The sequence below is a fragment of the Bradyrhizobium sp. SZCCT0231 genome (genome assembly GCF_018130245.1).
Taxonomy (GTDB): Bacteria; Pseudomonadota; Alphaproteobacteria; order Rhizobiales; family Xanthobacteraceae; genus Bradyrhizobium; species Bradyrhizobium japonicum_F.
On record NZ_JAFCKP010000001.1, the window covers coordinates 580,102 to 600,959 of the forward strand.

21 protein-coding genes are annotated in these 20,858 nt (G+C 65.4%); 11 read left to right on the plus strand and 10 right to left on the minus strand.

Annotated elements, in window-relative coordinates:
• Nucleotides 1–28: 28 nt before the first annotated feature.
• The 4 genes from arsC to JQ566_RS02645 are packed head-to-tail and all read right to left on the minus strand — an operon-like array spanning nucleotide 29 to nucleotide 2,010.
• Nucleotides 29–430 carry an arsenate reductase (glutaredoxin) gene (gene arsC / locus JQ566_RS02630; protein WP_212369474.1) on the minus strand — a complete coding sequence of 134 codons (402 nt, stop codon included), beginning with the start codon at nucleotides 428–430 and terminating at the stop codon, nucleotides 29–31.
• Complete coding sequence (locus JQ566_RS02635; RefSeq protein ID WP_212369477.1) at nucleotides 427–1,128, minus strand: aquaporin; 702 nt, start codon at nucleotides 1,126–1,128, stop codon at nucleotides 427–429. Before JQ566_RS02635 ends, arsC begins: the two co-directional genes overlap by 4 nt.
• Nucleotides 1,128–1,655: an arsenate reductase ArsC gene (locus JQ566_RS02640; RefSeq protein WP_212369480.1), complete on the minus strand. Its 528-nt coding sequence runs from the start codon at nucleotides 1,653–1,655 to the stop codon at nucleotides 1,128–1,130. Before JQ566_RS02640 ends, JQ566_RS02635 begins: the two co-directional genes overlap by 1 nt.
• The gene (locus JQ566_RS02645; RefSeq protein ID WP_212369483.1) at nucleotides 1,648–2,010 is read right to left on the minus strand and encodes an ArsR/SmtB family transcription factor; all 363 of its coding nucleotides are present in this window, start codon (nucleotides 2,008–2,010) and stop codon (nucleotides 1,648–1,650) included. The genes JQ566_RS02640 and JQ566_RS02645 overlap by 8 nt, the downstream gene beginning before the upstream one ends.
• A gap of 124 nt (nucleotides 2,011–2,134) precedes the next feature.
• On the opposite strand from JQ566_RS02645, the gene JQ566_RS02650 reads away from it, so the two are divergent.
• From JQ566_RS02650 to JQ566_RS02700, 11 genes are all read left to right on the plus strand, one after another.
• Nucleotides 2,135–2,452 carry an ArsR/SmtB family transcription factor gene (locus JQ566_RS02650; protein ID WP_212369487.1) on the plus strand — a complete coding sequence of 106 codons (318 nt, stop codon included), beginning with the start codon at nucleotides 2,135–2,137 and terminating at the stop codon, nucleotides 2,450–2,452.
• A gap of 48 nt (nucleotides 2,453–2,500) precedes the next feature.
• Nucleotides 2,501–3,865, plus strand: a complete 1,365-nt coding sequence (locus tag JQ566_RS02655) for an NAD(P)-binding domain-containing protein (RefSeq protein ID WP_212369490.1) — start codon at nucleotides 2,501–2,503, stop codon at nucleotides 3,863–3,865.
• Nucleotides 3,862–5,037, plus strand: a complete 1,176-nt coding sequence (locus JQ566_RS02660; protein ID WP_434057803.1) for an MFS transporter — start codon at nucleotides 3,862–3,864, stop codon at nucleotides 5,035–5,037. The genes JQ566_RS02655 and JQ566_RS02660 overlap by 4 nt, the downstream gene beginning before the upstream one ends.
• Before the next feature lie 60 nt (nucleotides 5,038–5,097).
• A complete protein-coding gene (locus JQ566_RS02665) occupies nucleotides 5,098–6,285 on the plus strand; it encodes an MFS transporter (RefSeq protein ID WP_212371449.1) in 1,188 nt (395 codons plus the stop codon).
• A gap of 154 nt (nucleotides 6,286–6,439) precedes the next feature.
• Complete coding sequence (locus JQ566_RS02670; protein WP_212371450.1) at nucleotides 6,440–6,802, plus strand: hypothetical protein; 363 nt, start codon at nucleotides 6,440–6,442, stop codon at nucleotides 6,800–6,802.
• Nucleotides 6,803–6,905: 103 nt separating this feature from the next.
• Complete coding sequence (locus JQ566_RS02675; RefSeq protein ID WP_212369496.1) at nucleotides 6,906–7,298, plus strand: FixH family protein; 393 nt, start codon at nucleotides 6,906–6,908, stop codon at nucleotides 7,296–7,298.
• Between the two features lie 83 nt (nucleotides 7,299–7,381).
• Nucleotides 7,382–8,803, plus strand: coding sequence for an efflux RND transporter periplasmic adaptor subunit (locus JQ566_RS02680; protein WP_212369498.1), 1,422 nt, complete (start codon nucleotides 7,382–7,384; stop codon nucleotides 8,801–8,803).
• Nucleotides 8,800–11,991 carry an efflux RND transporter permease subunit gene (locus JQ566_RS02685; protein WP_212369500.1) on the plus strand — a complete coding sequence of 1,064 codons (3,192 nt, stop codon included), beginning with the start codon at nucleotides 8,800–8,802 and terminating at the stop codon, nucleotides 11,989–11,991. The genes JQ566_RS02680 and JQ566_RS02685 overlap by 4 nt, the downstream gene beginning before the upstream one ends.
• A 111-nt stretch (nucleotides 11,992–12,102) precedes the next feature.
• Nucleotides 12,103–12,714: a class I SAM-dependent methyltransferase gene (locus JQ566_RS02690; protein WP_212371452.1), complete on the plus strand. Its 612-nt coding sequence runs from the start codon at nucleotides 12,103–12,105 to the stop codon at nucleotides 12,712–12,714.
• 35 nt (nucleotides 12,715–12,749) lie between these two features.
• A complete protein-coding gene (locus JQ566_RS02695) occupies nucleotides 12,750–13,253 on the plus strand; it encodes a DUF411 domain-containing protein (RefSeq protein ID WP_249139162.1) in 504 nt (167 codons plus the stop codon).
• 103 nt (nucleotides 13,254–13,356) lie between these two features.
• The gene (locus JQ566_RS02700) at nucleotides 13,357–13,887 is read left to right on the plus strand and encodes a Spy/CpxP family protein refolding chaperone (RefSeq protein WP_212369503.1); all 531 of its coding nucleotides are present in this window, start codon (nucleotides 13,357–13,359) and stop codon (nucleotides 13,885–13,887) included.
• Between the two features lie 65 nt (nucleotides 13,888–13,952).
• Here the strand turns inward: JQ566_RS02700 and JQ566_RS02705 are convergent, their stop codons facing one another.
• The 6 genes from JQ566_RS02705 to JQ566_RS02730 form a co-directional block, all read right to left on the minus strand.
• On the minus strand, nucleotides 13,953–14,360 hold the full coding sequence (locus tag JQ566_RS02705) for a GFA family protein (RefSeq protein ID WP_212369506.1): 408 nt from the start codon (nucleotides 14,358–14,360) through the stop codon (nucleotides 13,953–13,955).
• Between the two features lie 202 nt (nucleotides 14,361–14,562).
• Nucleotides 14,563–17,811, minus strand: coding sequence for an efflux RND transporter permease subunit (locus tag JQ566_RS02710; RefSeq protein ID WP_212369509.1), 3,249 nt, complete (start codon nucleotides 17,809–17,811; stop codon nucleotides 14,563–14,565).
• Between the two features lie 3 nt (nucleotides 17,812–17,814).
• On the minus strand, nucleotides 17,815–18,981 hold the full coding sequence (locus JQ566_RS02715) for an efflux RND transporter periplasmic adaptor subunit (RefSeq protein WP_212369512.1): 1,167 nt from the start codon (nucleotides 18,979–18,981) through the stop codon (nucleotides 17,815–17,817).
• A gap of 13 nt (nucleotides 18,982–18,994) precedes the next feature.
• Nucleotides 18,995–19,273: a metal-sensing transcriptional repressor gene (locus JQ566_RS02720; protein WP_212369524.1), complete on the minus strand. Its 279-nt coding sequence runs from the start codon at nucleotides 19,271–19,273 to the stop codon at nucleotides 18,995–18,997.
• Nucleotides 19,274–19,696: 423 nt separating this feature from the next.
• Nucleotides 19,697–20,281: a DUF1254 domain-containing protein gene (locus JQ566_RS02725; protein ID WP_212369527.1), complete on the minus strand. Its 585-nt coding sequence runs from the start codon at nucleotides 20,279–20,281 to the stop codon at nucleotides 19,697–19,699.
• The gene (locus JQ566_RS02730) at nucleotides 20,278–20,856 is read right to left on the minus strand and encodes a DUF1214 domain-containing protein (protein WP_212369530.1); all 579 of its coding nucleotides are present in this window, start codon (nucleotides 20,854–20,856) and stop codon (nucleotides 20,278–20,280) included. The genes JQ566_RS02725 and JQ566_RS02730 overlap by 4 nt, the downstream gene beginning before the upstream one ends.
• Between the last annotated feature and the right edge of the window lie 2 nt (nucleotides 20,857–20,858).

Below are 20,858 nucleotides of genomic sequence, written 5' to 3' on the forward strand. Positions count from 1 at the left end.
GACGTCACGAGTTCCTGCGCGAGCAGGCCTATCGCGCTTCGACCACTTCGCCGTCTTCCTTGACGAAGCGGCCGACCGGATTGTCCAGGAGGTCGATCACGGCTTCCGATGGCCGGCACAAGCGAGTGCCTCTTGGCGTCACAACGATCGGACGGTTGATGAGAATGGGATGGGCGATCATGAAATCGAGGAGTTGGTCGTCGGTCCATTTCGGATCGTCCAGGCCGAGCTCCTTGTACGGTGTACCCTTCTCGCGCAGCAGCGCGCGGACCGGAACGTCCATCGCCGCGATCAGCTCCTTGAGCTTGTCCCGCGACGGCGGCGTCTTGAGATATTCGACGACGATAGGCTCGGTGCCGCTCTGCCGGATCATCGCCAGCGTGTTGCGCGAGGTGCCGCAGGCGGGGTTGTGATAAATGGTGACGGTCATCGGGGTCTCTCCGTGATTGCGACTGAGACGGACGCGTGTGAGCGTCCGAGCAGCCAGTTCATCAGCAGCATGCCGGCGAACGCTCCGCACAGCTCCGCAAGGATGAAGCCGGGCAGGTCGGCGGGACGGATGCCGGAGAACGTGTTGGTCAGGGACCTCGCAATGGCCACGGCCGGATTGGCGAACGAGGTGGAGGCCGTGAACCAATAGGCCGCGGTGATGTAGAGGCCTACCAGCCAGGGGACCGCCGTCCGCTGGAAGCGGATGCCGGCCAGGATCGTCGCGACCAGCCCGAACGCCGCGACGGCTTCGGCAAACCATTGCGGCCCGCCGGTTCGGACTTTCGTCGAGAGGTCGAGCAGGGGCAGCCCGAACATCAGATGCGCCGCGATCGTTCCAGCGATGCCGCCGGCGATCTGCGCGATCACGTAGAGCGCAGCCTCGTTCGCCGGCAATTCGCGCTTGCCGGTGAAGACGAGGGTGACGGCTGGATTGAAGTGCGCCCCCGAGATCGGACCAAGCACGGTGATCAGGACCACCAGGATGGCTCCGGTCGGCAAGGTGTTGCACAGCAGTGCAAGCGCCACATCCTTGGTCAACGTCTCCGCCATGATGCCGGAGCCGACCACGGTGGCGACGAGAATGCCCGTGCCGAGCGCCTCGGCCGCAACGCGGCGCGAAAGATCGAACGCGTCCATCAGCCGGCCTTTGGTGTTGAATGCGTCGTACCTTCAGAGCGACCAATCTCACGCAGCTTGGTGCCGAGCGAGAGCTTGTCGATGCTCTTCAGCGGTAGGTTCACGAAGGTATCGATCCGGTTTCTCAGATAGCGGAACGCGGTGACGAATGCCGCCTGCTTTTCCAGATCCGTGCCTTCGACCGTGGCGGGGTCTTTGATGCCCCAGTGCGCCGTCATCGGCTGACCCGGCCAGATCGGACAGGATTCGCCGGCGGCGTTGTCGCAGACGGTGAAGACGAAATCCATCACCGGCGCATCGGTCGTGGCGAACTCGAGCCAGCTCTTCGAGCGCATCCCGTCGATCGGGTAGTCCATGCTCTGCAGCGTGCGCAGCGCCAGCGGATGCACGGCGCCTTTCGGTGTGCTCCCTGCGGAGAAGGACCGAAAGCGCCCGGCACCGTCCTTGCGAAGGATCGACTCCGCGAGCACGGACCGGGCTGAATTTCCCGTACAAAGGAACAGCACATTGTAGATGCTATCAGGCACGGGCCTTCTCCTTTCGCTTGGGAGCGCAGCACGACTGCAAAGTCTCGACGACGGGTTCGCAAACCTCCGGCCGTCCGCCGCAACAATCTCGCAGTAGGAAGACCGCGACGTCGCGAAATTCGCCGAGGTTGGCGCGGTAGATGATCGAGCGGCTGTGCCGCTCGGAGGACACGAGGCGCGCGCGGCTCAGGATCGACAGATGCGCCGAGAGCGTGTTTTGCGGGACTTCCAGCAGGCGCGCGAGGTCGCCGGCCGCAAGACCGTCAGGCTCGTGCCTGACCAGCGTCCGGAACGCCTCCAGACGGGTCGGTTGAGACAGTGCGGCGAGCGCCAGGACGGCTTGGTCTGTTTCCATATATCCAGATTTATGGAATTGTATGGGCCGCGTCAACCTGGCATCCGCCACCTCCCACTCTATATTTCGAACATTCTAGAAATAGCGTTTGACAACTCGTGTGCACGCGCACATCGTGGCTGTCATGAAGATCGACGACGCAGCAGCACGCCTTGAAGCCCTGGGGAATCGAACCCGGCTGCAGATTTATCGGGCGCTGGTTCGGGCGGGGCACGCGGGCATGCCGGTCGGCCGCTTGCAGGACAAGCTGAAAATCCCGGCGTCAACCCTGTCGCACCACATCAAGGCCCTGGTCTCGGTCGGACTGGTCAGTCAGATCAGGGAATCGACGACCCTGATCTGCCACGCCAACTTCGACGCCATGCAGGGCCTGGTCGACTTTCTGGTCGCGGAGTGCTGTGCCGACGAAGCCGGATGTAAGGACGCTCAGACGGCAGCCTGATTCATTTGGTCAGTTATTCCATAATTCTAGAAGAATGGAGAATTCGGAATGGACAAGAAGACGGTCGCCATCATCGGGGCGGGGCCGGTGGGTCTCGCGGCCGCCGCGCATGTGCTCGAACGCGGCATGTCTCCCGTCGTGCTCGAGGCCGGACCCGAAGCCGGGCATGCGGTGCGGCAATGGCAGCACGTCCAGCTGTTCTCGCCGTGGGAGTACAATGTTGACAGGGCGGCGGCGCGCCTGCTTGCGCCGACGGGATGGAATTCGCCAGACCCAAGCTCCTATCCGACCGGCGGCGAGCTGATCGAGCGCTACCTCGCGCCGCTGGCAACGCGAACGCCGCTGCGCGAGACGATCCGGACGTCGAGCCGCGTCACGGCGATCGGCCGCGTCGGATTCGACAGGGCCAAGACCCGCGGCCGCGAGCAGGCGCCTTTCGAAATCCGCTACCAGAACGGCAAGGGCGATGAGGTGCTGCGCGCCGATGCCGTCATCGACGTCTCAGGCACGTGGTTCTCGCCCAATCCCGCCGGCAGCAACGGTCTGCCTGCGATCGGCGAGCGCGAGCGCACTGGTCGCATCGCCTATGGCATGCCGGATGTGCGGGGCACAGGTCGCGGCAGATATGCCGGCAAGACCGTGGCCGTGCTCGGTGCCGGCCATTCCGCGCTGGGCACGCTGATCGATCTCGCGCAGCTCGCCGAGGAGGAGCCCGGCACGCAGCCCGTCTGGCTGCTGCGCGGCGGCGATCCGGCAAAGGCTTTCGGCGGCGGCCGCAACGACAAGCTTGCCGCGCGCGGCGAGCTGGGCTCGACCTTCGCCGCGCTCGTGACTGCCGGAAGGATTCGAGTCGAGACCGATTTCGGTGTCACCCATATTTCGGAGTTCGAAGGCCGCCTCAGGATTTCGGCAGGCGCCTGTTGCGGAGCGCGGAGTGTGGTTGCGGATGAGCTGGTGGTGTCGACCGGCTTCCGGCCCGATCTCTCGTTCCTGTCCGAGCTGCGACTGCGGCTCGATCCGGCGATCGAGGCGCCCCTCGCGCTCGCGCCGCTCATCGACCCCAACGAGCATAGCTGCGGAACGGTGCGGCCTCACGGCGCGCGCGAGCTGGCGCATGATGAGCCGGGCTTTTATCTCGCCGGCATGAAATCCTACGGCCGGGCGCCGACCTTCCTGATGACGACCGGATACGAGCAAGTCCGCTCGATCGTCGCCGACATCGCCGGCGACAAGGAGGCCGCAGAGCGCGTCGAGCTCGTGCTGCCCGAGACCGGCGTCTGCACCCGCGGCGGCGTGGAATCCGCCGCCGCATCGGGATGCTGCGGCGGTCCGGCCAAGGCCGAACCCTCGGCCTGCTGTGTGGCCGATGAATCGGCCAGGAAGGCAGGCAGCGTGGGATGCGGTTGCTCATGACGGGAGGCGCTCCGGGCCCGTTCGCTGTCGTCATCGCGCTCGGCAGCGCCCAGACCATCGCGTGGGCGTCGAGCTACTATCTTCCTGCGATCCTGGCTGCGCCCATTGCGGGGGATCTCGGTCTTGCGCCGACTTACGTGTTCGCAGCGCTGTCGGGAGCGCTCGTCATCTCCGGCCTGCTTGGTCCGAGAGTTGGGCATGCCATCGATACGTTCGGTGGGCGTAGCCTGCTTGCCGTCTCGAACCTCGTTTTCGCCGCGGGCTTGCTGCTGCTGTCCGTGGCCTATGGCGTAGCGGTGCTGATCACAGCCTGGATCTTGCTCGGGATCGGCATGGGCATGGGCCTCTATGAAGCCGCGTTCGCGACGCTTGCGCGCATTTATGGCGCCAATGCGCGACGAACGATCACCGGCATCACCCTGATCGCCGGTTTCGCCAGCACACTCGGCTGGCCTCTCACGACGTGGCTCGCTACGGAGTACGGCTGGCGCGCGGCCTGCCAGCTATGGGCGGTGATCCATATCGGTCTTGCCTTGCCGCTCAACCTTTCGCTGCCCCGTGCCGCTCCATTGGATCAGGACTCCCGACCGAGCACGGGCGCGAGCCAGCAATCCGCCCGCCAGAGCGAAACCTTCGCAATGATGCTGCTGGCGTACATGTTTGCGGCCGCGAGTTTTGTCAGCTCCGGAGTCTCGGCGATTCTACCGGCCATGCTGGTTGCGTTCGGCGCCACGCCGGCACAGGCGTTGTTCGCAGGAGCATTGGTTGGACCTGCGCAAGTCGGCGCCCGCCTTCTGGAAGCAGGATGGCTCGGCCGGTTTCATCCGCTGCTGTCGGCAAGGCTCGCCATGCTCATGAATCCGATCGGCGTGCTTGCGCTGGTCGCGGGCGGCCCTTTGCTCGCACCGGCCTTCACGGTGCTGTATGGCGCGGGCAACGGCATCATCACCATTGCCCGTGGTACGCTGCCGTTGGTGCTGTTCGGGCCGGTGGGATTCGGCAGGCGCGTCGGTGTGATCTCGCTGCCGTCGAGGGCAACAGGCGCCTTCGCGCCGCTTGCGCTGGGACTGATGGTGGAGCATTTCGGAAGCAGCGCGCTGTGGATCAGCGCGCTGGCGTCGGTCTCTGCGTTTTTCGCGCTTCTGTTGCTTCGTGGGGATCAGACGGCATGAGTCCGTGTCAGATGGGAGGAGAACATTCGTAGCTTGCGCGGCTGGCCGCTGATTGCGGTGATGTGTATCGGCCAGCTCGGCAATCTGCTGCCGCACGTGACCTTGTCCGCGAATCTGGCGCAGCACCTGATGCCGGCGTGGGGGTTGTCCGCCGCGGAAGGCGGGCTGATGGCGAGCGGCTACGCGTTTGGCTACATGCTGGCGGTGCCCGTGCTCACGACGCTGACCGATCGGGTGGACGCACGGCTGGTGCTCCTGGTCGGCTCTGTCCTCAGTGGACTCGCGACCGTTGCGTTTGGCATCTTCGCGCAAGGCTTCTGGTCGGCGACCATCATCTGGTCGCTCGCCGGCCTTGGTTTTGCCGGTGCCTACATGCCAGGGCTCAAGGCACTGACGGACCGGTTACCCGCCGGCGACACCTCACGGGCGGTTACGCTCTACACGTCGAGCTTCTCGGTGGGCGTAGGCCTGTCGTTCCTGATCGCGCAAGTCCTCGCAGATGGCTGGGGATGGCGGACCGCGTTTTACGTGACCGGCATCGGTCCCATCGCGATGGTGGTCGCGTGTCTTTTGATCGAGAGGCGCAGTCCCGCTCCGAGAGCCGGACGTCTCTTGAACTTTGCGCCCGTTTTCGCCAACCGCGAGGCACTCGGTTACATCTTCGGTTACGGCGCGCACTGCTTCGAGCTCTACGGCATTCGCACATGGCTGGTCGGATTCTGGACCTACGTCGTCGCGCATCAGGGCGCGCCCTCATGGCTGAGCCCAGTCCTGATGAGCTTCTGCTTTGCAGTGATCTCCATGCCGGCCAGCATCCTCGGCAACGAGGCCGCACTGAAGTTCGGGCGACATCGGGCGATCACGGTGGTGATGATCGCTTCGGCCTGCGTTGCGCTCGTCATCGGCCTTAGTGCGACGGCTCCGGCATGGGTGCTGGCGCTGCTGCTGATGATCTATGGCCTGACGGTGCCGGCGGATTCTGGTGCGTTGACAGCCGGCATGTCGGCTGCAGCTGTCTCGGAGCATCGCGGGGCGACTCTGGCCCTGCATTCGACCGTCGGGTTCGGCCTGTCGGCGATGGGAGCTTGGGGAACCGGGGCTGCACTCGATGCTGCTGGCGGTCCGCAGAGTGCAGAGGGCTGGTTGCTGGCTTTCGTCGTGCTCGCGGCCGGGATCGCGCTAGGTCCGCTCGCGTTGCTATGGGCGCGGACGGCTCGGCCCGAAGAGTTGCTATCGAGGCCGCAATAGGCGAGGCAGGATGGGGGCGCTGATCGGCCCGACATGCATCGGAGCCTCGGTCACGAATGCTTGACCCGGATCAAAGAATGCTTTCGGCAGCGGAATATGATACGAAAGCTGCGCTGCGGCCCGAAATGGTATCCAAGAGGTAAAAGCACATTTGATGCGGATCGTTCGTACCATCCTGGCATTCGCCATCGCCATATCCCTGGCGATGCTGCCGGCTGGCGCGTCCGCTTCCAGCCTCGCCATGTCGTCGAATGACATGCAGGCGGCCATGCAGATGGGCGGCGACGGCGACATGTCGATGGACGATTGTTGTCCCGACATGAAGGGAACGGGTTCCGACACCGGCTACAAATGCGGGATGGGCTTCTGCTGTGTCGGCGGCACCGTCGCACTTGCAGACATTCGTCCGCTGGCTTTCGAATTCCTTGCCGTAGCGGCAGGGGAAACCGCTATTCCCGCCGATCAGGTCGTCTCCTCCCGCGGCGGCAGTCCTCCCTTCCGGCCTCCTCGAATCTGATCTCGCCAAGCCAAAGACGCGCGCGGGCACGCCTGCACGCGACGATGACTGACGTGCGCGCTTCCTGCGTCACGGCGGAAGATCAATTCATGAGGACAGGACAATGCTTTCCAAATTCAGCGCCGCGGCTGTCGCCGCCACCCTTTCGCTCGCTGCTACGGCCGCGATGGCGGGCGCCGGCGATTACGCTTTCGAGCCGGTCAATCCCGAGATGAAGAAGGGCGACGACGTCACGCTCGCCATTCGCTTGACCAACAAGCAGACCGGCAAGCCGGTGCCGGACGCGGTCATCTTCAAAACCCGTGTCGATATGGCCCCGGACGGCATGGCCGAGATGGAATCGGCCGTCGCACCGCTGCCGCCCAAGGAGCCGGGCGTCTACACCTTTAGGACGGACCTGCCGATGGCCGGCCGCTACCAGGTCACGCTCTCGGCGAAGGTGCAGGGCGAGCCTGAGACGGTCACCGGCAAGGTCATCGTCAAGGCGATCAAGTGAGCTTTCGGGCGCCGCCGGATGGCGCCCGAACTTCTCTTTCCCATTCACATGGATGCGCGCCCTGGGGCGCGCGGTATCTGGCGATGAATACGCTCCGTCTTCTCACCGCACTCGCGCTCACCGGCAGCCTGGTCCTGGGCGCCACCTGGTTCATGAACGATGGACGCTGGTCCGTTCATGCCGAGGTCGGCTCGACCACGACAGACGGCGCCCGAACTCCGCTCTATTACCGCGATCCGAGCGGCGCGCCGCTTTGGTCGGCCGGTCCAAAGAAGGATGACCGCGGGCGGGACTATCTGCCGGTCTACGATGACGATCAGACGACTGCAGCGGCAACGAAACCGCCGCAGGCGGCTTCATCGCGAAAAATCCTCTACTACCGCAATCCGATGGGGTTGCCCGACACGTCACCCGTGCCGAAGAAGGATCCGATGGGGATGAACTATGTCCCCGTTTACGAAGGCGACGATGTCGACGATGGGACGGTGAAGCTGTCGCCCGGCAAGATCCAGCGCAGCGGCGTGAGGTCCGAGCCCGTCGCGCGACGACCGATCCGGGTCCTGGTGAAGGCACCCGGCACGATCCAGCTTGACGAGCGCCGCGTCTCGGTGATCGCGATGCGCGCCGAGAGTTTCGTGCAGAAGATCGCGGACGTCACCACCGGCACCCGCGTGAAGGCGGGCCAGCCGCTGATGGAGATTTACAGCTCGGCGGTCGCATCCGCGGCGGCCGAATATCTCGCGACGATCACCTCCAAAACGGTGGGCAGTGTCGAGGTGTACGGCCGCGGCTCGCGGCAACGGCTGGTCAATCTCGACATCCCCGAGCAGGTGATCGCCGAGATGGAGAGAACGCACGTCGCGCCGGTCACCATCCACTGGTCGGCGCCGCGCGACGGGATCGTGCTCGAGCGCAATGCGATCGAGGGCATGCGCGCCAATCCCGGCGACGCGCTGTTCCGCATTGCCGACATTTCGCTGGTCTGGGCGCTGGTCGACGTCGCCGAGCGCGATCTCGGCAACATCGCGGTCGGGCAGTCCGTTGCGGTGCGCGCGCGCAGCTTTCCCGGCCGCGTGTTCACCGGAAAGATCGTCGTGATCTATCCGCAGGTGAACCGCGAAACCCGGACGGTTCGCGTCCGCATCGAGCTCGCCAATCCCGACGCGGTGCTGCTGCCGGACATGTATGTCGATGCCGACGTCGATACGGCCGATGGTGCGCCCGTCCTCGCGATACAGGACAGCGCGGTGCTCGACACCGGCACGCGCCAGGCCGTGCTCGTCGACAAGGGGGACGGGCGTTTCGAGCCGCGTGAGGTGAAGCTCGGCCGGCGCGGCGGCGGCTTTATCGAGGTGCGGGACGGACTTGCGGACGGCGAGGCCGTGGTCACATCCGCCAACTTCCTGATCGATGCGGAAAGCAATCTGAAGGCCGCGCTCAAAGGTTTTGCCGAGGCTGCGCCTCAAGCCTCCGACGCGGGCCATGCGACGGGAGAGCACAAATGATCGCCCGCATCATCGCCTGGTCGGCGCGCAACCTGCTGCTGGTGCTGTTCGGCACCGGCTTTGCGGCCGCCGCCGGCTTCTACGCGCTGCTTCATCTGCCGCTGGATGCGATCCCCGACCTCTCGGACACCCAGGTCATCGTCTACACCGAATATCCCGGCCAGGCGCCGCAGGTGATCGAGGACCAGGTCACCTATCCCTTGACGACGGCGATGCTGACCGTGCCGAAATCGAAGGTGGTGCGCGGCTTCTCCTTCTTCGGCGTGTCGTTCGTCTACGTGATCTTCGAGGACGGCACCGACATCTATTGGGCGCGATCGCGCGTCATGGAGTTCCTGAACAGCGCGACGTCGCGGCTTCCCGCCGGCGTCACCCCGACCATCGGGCCCGACGCGACCGGCGTCGGCTGGGTCTATCAGTATGCCGTGATGTCGAAAGAATTGAACCTCGCCGACACGCGCACGATCCAGGACTGGAATCTGAAATTCGCCCTGGCCAAGGCCGAAGGCGTCGCCGAGGTCGCCAGCATCGGCGGCTTCGTCAAGCAGTACAACGTGGTGCTCGACCCGCAGCGGATGCGGGATCGCGGCATCAGCATGCAGAAGATCCGGGAGGCGATCCGCGCCAGCAACGCCGATGTCGGCGGCCGCACGGTCGAGCTCTCCGAGTTCGAATATGTCATCCGCGGCAAGGGCTACCTCAAGAGCATCAACGATCTCGGCAACATCGTGCTGAAGACGAGCAACGGCACGCCGGTGCTGCTGCGGGACGTTGCCAATGTCGAGCTCGGGCCGGACGAGCGGCGCGGCATCGCCGAGCTGAACGGCGAGGGCGAGGTCGCAAGCGGCATCGTGCTGCAGCGCTTCGGCGTCAACGCCCTCGACGTGATCGAGAACGTCAAGAAGCGCTTCGAGCAGATCGCAAGCAGCCTGCCGAAGTCGGTCGAGATCGTCCCGGTCTACGACCGCTCCAACCTGATCTACGCGGCGATCGATACGCTGAAGCACACGCTGGTCGAGGAGAGCATCGTGGTCGCGCTCGTCTGCATCGTGTTCCTGCTCCACGTCCGCAGCGCACTGGTCGCGATCCTGATGCTGCCGGTCGGCGTGCTGATGGCGTTCGGCGCCATGAAGCTGCTGGGATTGGGATCGAACATCATGAGCCTGGGCGGCATCGCGATTGCGATCGGCGCCATGGTGGATGCCGCGATCGTCATGATCGAGAACGCCCACAAGCACCTGGAGCGCGCCAGGCCCGGTCAGTCGCGCGTCCAGATCCTGATCGACGCGGCGTCCGAAGTTGGGCCGGCGCTGTTCTTCAGCCTGCTCATCATCACCGTGTCGTTCATGCCGATCTTCACGCTGGAATCGCAGGAAGGGCGGCTGTTCAGCCCGCTGGCGTTCACGAAGACCTTCTCGATGGCTGCTGCGGCCCTGCTGTCCGTCACTCTGGTGCCGGCGTTGATGGTGATCTTCGTTCGCGGCAGGATCGTGCCGGAGCACAGGAATGTCATCAACCGCTTCCTGATCTGGATCTACCGGCCGGTCATCAAGGGCGTGCTGCGCGCCAAGACGCTGGTGATCCTGGGCTCGCTCGTCGTGCTCGCCGTCACGATCTGGCCGGCCCGGCAGCTCGGCACCGAGTTCATGCCGACGCTGGATGAGGGCACGCTGCTCTACATGCCGACGACGCTGCCCGGCATCTCCGTGACCAAGGCGGCCGAGCTGATGCAGACGCAGGACCGCATCATCAAGTCGTTCCCGGAGGTCGCGTCCGTCTATGGCAAGGCGGGACGGGCGGCGACTGCGACCGATCCGGCGCCGACCGAGATGTTCGAAACCGTGGTCAACCTGAAGCCGAAGGAGCTTTGGCGCCCCGGCGTCACGGTCGACAGCCTGATCGCGGAGATGGACAAGGCATTGCAATTCCCGGGCGTCTCCAACGCCTGGACCATGCCGATCAAGGCGCGCATCGACATGCTGTCCACCGGCATCCGCACGCCTGTCGGCGTCAAGGTGATGGGCAGCGATCTCGTCGAGATCGACCGGCTGGCGCGGCAGGTCGAGCGCGTGATCAAGACCGTCCCGGGCACCTCCTCGGCCTACGCCGAGCGCGGCATCGGCGGCTACTATCTCGAGATCGTCCCGGACCGCGAGGCGCTCGCCCGCTATGGCATCCTGATCCAGGACGTTCAGGACACCATCGCGGCCGCGCTCGGTGGTCAGACCGTGACGACGACGGTGGAGGGACGGCAGCGGTTCACGGTGAACATGCGCTATCCGCGCGACCTGCGCGACAATCCCAAGGCGATCGCCAGCGACATCCTGGTGCCGATGCCGGCAGGCGGCGCCGTGCCGCTCGGCGAGATCGCCAAGGTCGAGCCGGCGCGGGGGCCGACGTCGATCCGGACCGAGAACGGGCAGCTCGCAACCTACATCTACGTCGACATCCGCGATCGCGACATCGGCAGCTACGTCGCCGATGCGCAACGCGCCGTGACTGACAGCATCCAGTTCCCGCCCGGATACTACGTGGTCTGGAGCGGCCAGTACGAATATCTCCAGCGCGCCGCGGCGCGCCTGAAGATCGTGATCCCGGTGACGCTGACCATCATCTTCCTGCTGCTGTACCTGAACTTCAGGGCGATGACCGAGACCTTCATCGTCATGCTCTCACTGCCCTTCGCGCTGGTCGGCGGCATCTGGATGATGTGGTGGCTCGGCTTCAACCTGTCGGTCGCCGTCGCCGTCGGCTTCATCGCACTCGCCGGTGTCGCCGCCGAGACCGGCGTCGTGATGCTGATCTACCTCGAGCATGCCCTCGCAGCGGTCAAGGCGAAGTGCCGCGCCGAGGGCAGGGGCTTCAGCCGGCAGGATCTGCACGAGGCCATCATGGAAGGCGCCGTCGAACGCGTCCGTCCCAAGATGATGACGGTGGTCGCCATCATGGCGGGCCTGCTGCCGATCATGTGGAGCAGCGGCACCGGGTCGGAGATCATGCAGCGCATCGCGGTGCCGATGATCGGCGGGATGACATCGTCGACGCTGCTGACGCTGATCGTGATCCCGGCGATCTTCGGGCTGGTGAAAGGCTTCCGCCTGCCTCCCAAGGGCGACGACAAGGAACAACCGACCGAAATGCCGAAGCCGATCGGTGCCAGATTGCGGGTGGTGGAGCCGGCCGAATGAATTGAGCCATGATGCACGGCATCATGTCGGGAATGGTGGACGATGGAACTGATCACCGCACCGATCGTCGTCGTTCTCGTATCGGGGGCGGCGATGCCAGGAGATGCGCGCATGGGCTTCTACAACGACGTCATTCTTCCACGGCTTTGCGACCTTGCGATGCGCAACAAGGAACTTGCGCCCTACCGGAAACGCGCGATCCGTGCGGCTCAGGGCCGGGTGCTCGAGATCGGCATCGGGTCCGGCCGCAACCTGCCGTTCTACGGGGCTACGGTGAAGCAGGTTGTGGGGCTTGAACCCGCTCCAAAGCTTCTCGAGATGGCGCGGCACGCCCCGCATCCGGACACTCCGGTTGACTTTGTCGAAGCCTCGGCCGAGGCAATTCCGATCGAGGACCGCAGCATCGACACGGTCGTGACGACCTGGACCATGTGCAGCATTCCGGATGTCGATCGCGCCATGACGGAGGTGCGGCGTGTGCTGAAACCGGGAGGGAAGCTGGTCTTCGTCGAGCATGGCCGTGCGCCCGAACCGCGCGTGCGCTGGTGGCAGGATCGCCTGACCCCCGCGTGGACGCGCATCTCGGGCGGTTGTCATCTCAATCGGGACATTGCTGACGTCTTGACCCGGAGCGGCTTTCGCATCGACGAGATGCGCACCGGATATATGAATGGCCTGAAGCCCATGACCTTCATGTACGAGGGTCAAGCGAGCCCTTGTTGATGGCTGTGGCGCTCCGAGCTTGAGGAGATCCAACGATGAAAGAAAGGAAGCCGAAGATGAAGCAACGCGCACATGTGATGACCCGCCGGTCGCTTGTAGGGCTGATGGCCGCGGCAGTCCTTGCCAGTCCTGCCGTCGCGGCGCGAGCCGAAGAAGCCACCATCACGGTGCATAGGGATCCAAGCTGCGGCTGCTGCGCCGGCTGGGTGCAGCATCTCCGCGACGCAGGATTGACCGTCCAGGTGGAGGAGACTGCGGATCTCGACGCCATTCGGACTCGTCTCGGCGTCCCCTCGGACCTGGTCGCTTGTCACACGGCAGAGGTCGCCGGTTATGTCGTCGAGGGGCACGTGCCGGCTGCGGCCGTGCGGCGCCTGCTCTCGGAGCGTCCGATCGCGAAGGGGCTCGCCGTGCCGGGCATGCCGGTCGGATCGCCCGGGATGGAAGGCGGCAAGCCGCAGCCTTACACGGTCGTGCTGTTCGGTGCCGACGGTCAAAGGCCATTCATGCGCTTTATCGGCTCGCAGGCGATCGGTTGAGAGCTGTTGATGAAGGAGCGCTCGCAGGCGCCGGGGTCACGGAAGCCGCGTCCCGCAAGCCGCCGAGCAATTGGTTGATGTCCCGCAAGATGGGTGGAAAGTCATGAAGAACGTCGTTTTGATCATCGCGTTGCTCGCGCCGGCGGCCGCTTGGGCGCAGACACCATATGCCGGTATGCAGTCCCGCCACATCAAGGCGCTCTCGGACCAGCAAATTGGCGATCTGCGGGCGGGACGCGGCATGGGACTCGCACTCGCTGCCGAGCTCAATGGATATCCCGGGCCCTCCCACGTGCTCGAACTCGCGGACCAATTGGGATTGAACCCTGGGCAGCGGAGCAAGTTCGAGGAGATGTTCTCCGAGATGAAGGCCGAAACCGCTCCCATCGGCAACAGATTGATCGAGAAGGAGGCGGATCTGGATCGGCAGTTCGCCAGCCGCACGATCACGGCCGAGAGTCTTGGTTCTGCCACCGCGGCGATCGCGAAGACGCAGGGCGAGCTGCGGCAGGCCCACCTCAAATATCACCTGCGCGCTGCGGCGGTTCTCGATCAAGCGCAATTGGCAAGATACGCCGAGCTGCGCGGGTACACGTCCGACGGCGCTGCGCAACGGCACCGCCACCATCAATGAGCTGACGCACGAGCCGAGCGTGCCAATCCCCGGATGACGGCAAAAGTGCCGACGCCATCTTGCCGCTACGGTTGCGGAGGAAAGCGGTCGAACGCCGGCAGTTCGTGCGCATGCTCCATCCAGCGCAGCCGCTCGGCGACCTGGATCTGCATCGTCGCAGGCACGGTCTCGGGATCGTCGTAGGTCGCGCTCTGGATGTCGATGATTCCGGGCATCATGTTGGCATTGAGGTAGAACAGGCCGGTGCCGCAGTCGCCGCAGAAGTGCCGCCGGCCATGTTCCGAGGAGTGATACACCTTCGGCTCGCCCTTGGTCACCTTGACGGCATCCTCCGCGTACATCGTCCAGCCGACGACCGGGGCGCCGGCGTGGAGCCGGCAATCGCGGCAGTGGCACAGCGCGTGCACGATTGCGTCGCCCTGGACCTCATAACGGATTGCGCCACAGTGACAGCCGCCGGTGATGGTGCTCATGCGTTCCTCCGATTGAAGACGAGTTTTCAGATCGATAGCCCTCGAGCTTTGCGGCTTCAACAGCGCAATCGATGTACGATTGCGTCCTACCGTCGCCTGACAGCTGTTGCCATCACGCGCTGATGTCAGATCGGACCGTGACTTCAGGCTTCCCCGGATGCATCGCTTGTTCCGTCCTGGTCGTTGACGGCCAGCATGGCCGCTACTCCGCGGCGCGGTCGTGAACCAGGGCCGGGGGCGCATCGCTGCGCCTGGTCGGCCTGCGCGGAACGGCAAAGCGTGCGTAGAGCGCGGGCAGCACGACGAGCGTGAGCAGCGTTGCCGTGAGGAGGCCGCCGATCACCACGGTCGCGAGCGGCTTCTGCACCTCGGCGCCCGTGCCGGTCGCGAGCGCCATCGGCACGAAGCCGAGCGAGGCGACGAGCGCGGTCATCGCCACGGGGCGGAAGCGCGTCAGCGCGCCTTCGCCGATGGCCCGCTTCGGCTCCATGCCTTCGGCGATCAGTTTCCGGATCTGCGTCAGCATCACGAGCCCGTTCAGGACGGCGACGCCCGAGAGCGCGATGAAGCCGACGGCCGCCGAGATCGAGAACGGCATGCCGCGCAGCCATAGGGCCGCGATCCCGCCGGTGAGCGCGAGCGGCACGGCGCTGAACACGAGCAGCGCGTCGCGCGCCGAGCCCAGCGCCCCGAGCAGCAGCAGGTAGATCAGGGCGAAGACAGCAGGCACCACGAACACCAGCCGTTGCCGGGCGACGGCAAAATTCTCGAACTGGCCGCCCCAGGCGAGATAGCTGCCGGGCGGCAGCTTCACCTGCTCGGTGACCTTGGTCTGCGCTTCGGCCACCAGCGAGCCGATGTCGCGGCCGCGGACTTCGGCGGTGGCGACGACGCGACGCTTGCCGTTCTCGCGGCTGATCTGGTTGTAGCCCGTGGTCTGCTCGAACGTGGCGATCGTCCGCAAGGGGATCGAGGCGGCCGGCGCGTCGGGATTGGCGCGCGAAAGCGGAACGGGCAGCTCCTCCAGCGTCGGAATGTCGTTCCGCTGCGCATCGGCGAGGCGCACCACGATCTTGAAGCGGCGGTCCCCCTCGAAGACGAGGCCGGCGTCGGTGCCGCCGATCGCGGTCTGCACCAAGTCCTGCACGGCCGCCAGGCTGAGGCCGCGCCGCGCGATCTCGGCCTTGTCGATCCTGATCTCCAGGAAGGGCAGGCCCGAGGTCTCCTCGACCTTCACGTTCCCGGCACCATCGATCTTGCGGATCACGTCGGCGATCCGGCCCGCGGTCTGCTGCATCTGGGCGAAGTCGTCGCCGAACACCTTGACCGCCAGATCCTCGCGGACGCCGGCAATGAGCTCGTTGAACCGCATCTCGATCGGCTGCGAAAATCCGAGCTTGTTGCCCGGCAGCTTCCCGGACTCCGCCTCGATCTTCTTGATGAGGTCATCCTTCGTCATGGATGGATCGGGCCATTCGTCCTCAGGCTTGACGATGATGTAGGTGTCCGATGCGTTCGGCGGCATCGGGTCGGCGGCGAGATCGGGCGTGCCGGTGCGCGAGAACACGAAGGCCACCTCGGGCAGTCCGCTGATCTGCCGCTCGATCAGCAGCTGCATGGCCTGCGACTGCGCCAGCGCGGTGCTCGGCACGCGCTTCACCTCCATCACGATGTTCTTTTCGTCCAGCGTCGGCGTGAATTCCTGACCAAGCCGCATGAATAGGGACACCGCCCCGACGAACAGCAGCGTTGCGAGGGCGACCACGGGCAGGGGTCTGGCGATGGCGCCCGAGAGCAGCGGCGCGTACCAGCGCTTCAGCGTCCGGACCAGCATGTTCTCGCGCTCGTTGACCTTTCCGGTGATTGCGATCGCCACGGCGGCCGGGACGAATGTCAGCGAGATCACGAAGGCCACCGCCAGCGCGATCATCACCGTCAGCGCCATGGGCTCAAAAGTCTTTCCTTCGACGCCGGTGAAAGTGAGCAGCGGGGTATAGACCAGGATGATGATGATCTGGCCATAGACCGTCGGCCGTATCATTTCGGACGCCGAGACCGTCACGGTGTGGAGACGTTCGTCCAGGGACAGCGTGCGGCCAAGTTCGCGCTGGCGCTCGGCGAGATGACGCAGGCTGTTTTCGGCAATGATGACGGCGCCATCGACGATCAGGCCGAAGTCGAGCGCGCCAAGGCTCATCAGGTTGGCGCTGATGTGCCCCTCCAGCATCCCTGTCGCGGTGATCAGCATGGTGATGGGAATGACGCAGGCGGTGACGAGGGCGGCGCGGAAGTTGCCGAGCAGCAGGAAGAGCACGGCGACGACGAGCAAGGCGCCCTCGGCGAGATTCTTGGCGACGGTATGGATCGTGGCGTCGACGAGCTGTGTCCGGTTCAGGACGGTGCGGGCATAGATGCCCGGCGGCAGCGTCTTGCTGATGTCCTTGATCTTGGCGTCGGCGGCGGCGGCGACAGTGCGGCTGTTGCCGCCGATCAGCATCAGGGCCGTGCCGAGCACGACCTCGCGGCCGTCGACGCTTGCGCTGCCGGTGCGCAGTTCCTTTCCGATCGAGACATCCGCCAGGTCCCTGATGCGAACGGGAACTCCGCCGCGCGTCGTCACGACGATCTGCTCGATGTCCTCCAGAGTCTCGACGCGGCCGGCGGCCCGAACGACAAGGCCTTCGCCGTTCTGCTCGATGTAGTTCGCCCCGCGGGTGGTATTGTTGGCCTCGATCGCGGCTACGACCTGCTTGAAGGAGAGTCCATAGGCGACCAGTCTTGCCGGGTCCGGCTGCACCTGGAACTGTTTGACGAAGCCGCCGATGGCATCCGCCCCGGCGACGCCGGGAACGGTCTTCATCTGAGGCCGAACGATCCAGTCCTGCACAGTCCGCAAATAGACCGTGCGCTGGAAATCGTCCGTCAGCGGCTCGCCTTCGGGTGTGAGATAGCTGCCGTCGCTCTGCCAGCCCGGCTGTCCGTCCCGAACCGGCGAGGATGCGCCCGGTCTTTCGTACTCGACGGCCCACCAGTAGATCTCGCCGAGGCCGGTCGAGACCGGTCCCATCCGGACATCGACGCCCGGGGGCAGGCCGCCCTTGGCTTCGTTCAGACGTTCCGTGACGAGCTGCCGCGCGAAGTAAATGTTGGTGCGGTCGGCAAACACGGCGGTGATCTGCGCGAAGCCGTTGCGCGAGAAGGAGCGCGTCGCCTCGAGTCCAGGCATGCCGGCCAGCGCCGTCTCGAGCGCGACGGTGACCTGTTTCTCGATCTCGACCGGAGTGAGGGCGGGTGCGCTCGCGTTGATCTGGACCTGGATGTTGGTCACGTCGGGCACGGCGTCGATGGGCAGACGCGTCAACGACCAGCAGCCGGAAGCTGCTGCGACGAGCGTCACCAGCAAGACCAGCCACCGCCGCCGGACCGAAAATTCGACGATCCGTTCGATCATCGCTCAGTCCTCGTCGCCGGGCTTGGAGAGCTCGGCCTTGAGTGAAAAGGTATTCGAGCCGGCGACTGTCTCGCCGGCGGAGAGGCCCGAGACGATCTCGACGATGGCGCCGTCGCGTCGTCCCAGCACGACGTCGCGCTTTTCGAAGCCCTCCTTGGTTCGCACGAAGACGGCCTTGCGGCCATCCACCGTCTGGACGGCGGAGAACGGAACGGCGACGGTCACGTCGCGGCGTTCGACGGCGATCCCCGCGGTCACGAACGAGCCCGGCCGCCAGCGGCCATCGGCGTTCCCGAGCGAGGCCACCACGCGGGCTGCGCGCGTCTCCTTGTCGAGAAGGGGGCTGACGAAGACGATCTTGCCCGTGCCGGTTTCCGTCATGCCCCGCAGGGCGATATCGGCCGGCTGGCCTTCCTTCACCAGTGGCAAGTCGCCTGACGAGACCGCCAGCTCGACCCAGACGCGGCTCAGGTCGACGATGACGAACAGCTCTGTTTCGAGGCTGTCGCGACCCACCGCAGTCCCGGATTCGACCTTGCGCTCGGCGACCCGTCCGGAGATCGGCGCCCGGATGTTTTGACTGCGCAGCGTCCCGTCGGGCGCCTGCGGCAGCGCGGCGATCTCGGCATCGGTGACTCCAAGCGCCATCAGCTTCTGGCGCGCGATGCCGAAGCGCATCTCGGTTTGCGCCGCCGCATTGCGCGATTTGATGTATTGCTGCTCGGGGACTGCGCGGCCCTCCCACAGCGACTTGTCGCGCGCCGTCAGCTCCTGCTGCAATTCGCTGGAGAGTTTTGCCGAGAGGTATTCGCTCTTGGCGTCGGCGACCTCGCGACTCTCCAGGACGGCGAGGATTTCGTCCTTGAGGACGTCGTCTCCGATGTTCTTGCGCAGTTCGGCGACGGTGCCCGAGAGCTTGACCGAGACATGGGCGACCCGTCCCGCATCGGGAACGATGGTGCCGGGCACCATCAGCCGTCTCGCGATCGCGGCGGGACCAGCCTCGCGCAGCTCGATTTCGGCGAGCTTGATGCGTGCGTCGTCCATCGCGATCACAGCCGGCTTTCCGTTTCCCGGCTTCGCGGATTGTGCATACGCCTGCGAGGTGACGTCGGTTACGGCGGCGAGGACCGACAGAATCGCGGCGGCCGACCGGCTGGCCGAAAACATCGAAAGCTCCACGCTACAGGTATCGCGAGATCGCCTTGAACTCGGCGACGACATTTTTGGTCGACTTGCCGGCGCCGCCGTTGGTGGCCGCGTCCAGGCAGTGATCCACGTGATCGTGGATCAGGGCCTTCTTGGCCTCGGAGATCGCCTTCTCGACTGCATGCAGCTGCTGGGCGAGGTCTAGGCAGGACCGTCCGTCGTCGAACATGCCGATGACCCTGCGCAGATGTCCCTCGGCGCGCTTGAGGCGCCTGACGATGTCCGGGTGGCTTTCGTGGATGTGCTTCGTCATGGTGATCCTATCCCCCGGGAGGGGATAGCCCAGAAGGGCCGTGACGCCAAGCCTGGTGCCGGTCGGGATTGTTGCAGCGCGAAATACCGCCTTCGCTTGCAGGCGCGGTCCGCCGGAGCCGGGGTCCATGGGCTCCGCAAGCGGAGATGCCTCATGTCTCGCGTGATCACCGCATTCATCATCGCGAGGCCAGTTTGTCCTCCTGACATGAAATCACCCGCGACGGATGGCTCCGCGCGGGTGTGACGAACTCTCGATGATGCCAGTATGCCGGTGTTTTGCCCGACGAGTCAAAGGTGCGTACACGTCCGCCCGGCAGCCTCAACATCGCCGATCCGAAGAGCGTAATGATTTCAACGCCCCCGCTACTGTGCATGGGGTTGTTTTCGCACTTTTTGTTTGAGCTTGCCGAAACGTCGGCGCTCACCGCCGTCCGCGTGGCGCTTCGGCCTTGGCCGGCTGCTCGGTCTGCGGGCCGCAGGTCGCGGCCTGAAGCGAGCCTTGCGCCTGCGGCATCAGGCCGGGCTCGGGGGCGAGCGCCTTCATCAGGATCAGGCCGGTCGTGCTTGGGGAATCGATGATCAGGCGGTCGGCCGCGGTGACCTCTTCGTCCTCGGGCAGCTCGTTGTGCTGCGCTTCCGTCATCAGGTCGAGCTCGATCACCTTGCGGCCCGCGGAGCGGTCGTTGATGGCGTAATAGGCGATCTCGTTGCGGGTGTAGAATGACACTGAGGTGTAGGCCTGGCTCACCGGCACCGTCAGCTTGATCGGCCCGCCCGACAGATCGTAGCGGCAGATCGCCAGCGCGAAGGCGGGGTCCATGAACGGCATCGGCGAATTATTGGGGTCGGCGAGGGGAAGCTGGGTGACGGCGTTCACCTTCGTCATCGGTGTCAGCCGCGAATAGGCATCCTGGGTCGCGATCCGCGGCAGCGCCAGCACGCTGACGAGATGGACCACGAGGCCCAGCACCACGCCGGCAATAACGGTGAACACGAGCCGGATCATGAGCAGCCCGCCGTGGTGATGCTGGGCATCGGCGCGTCGCGCTGGGTGCGCGTCGCGACCCCGACCGGCGTGTCGTAGAGGCGCAGCATCAATGCGTAGCGCTCGATGCCGCCGGTCGGCAGCCAGTTGCCGGCGCGCGAGCGCGAGGCGATGCGGATCTCGAACGTGCCGTCGGACTGCCGCACGATCTCCTGGCTGGTGAAGCCGTAGCGGGCAAGCGAGTTGGCGACGAGATGGCCCTTGCGGTCGTACAGCGTCAGCGTCCAGAACCGCGCCGGCGGCGTCACGCCGGAGACGATCACGTCGCAGCGGCCGTCGAGCGCCTTCTTCCTGTCGTCGGTCGTGGCGGTGAAGGCGACGCCGTCGCCGGTGCCGATCGGCAGCTCGCCGTTGCGCACGATGGTGGCGCGCGAATAGGGATCGACGTCGGCGGTGCCGGTGCGCGGCCGTGCGGTCCAGGCGCCGATGGTCAGCGCACCGATCTCGGTGCCGCGCGTCGTCGTCATCCAGGTCGCGCCTAAGCCGACCGCCGTCGCGAGAAGAAGCGCCGTCAATGTGATCAGGATCAGCCGCACGG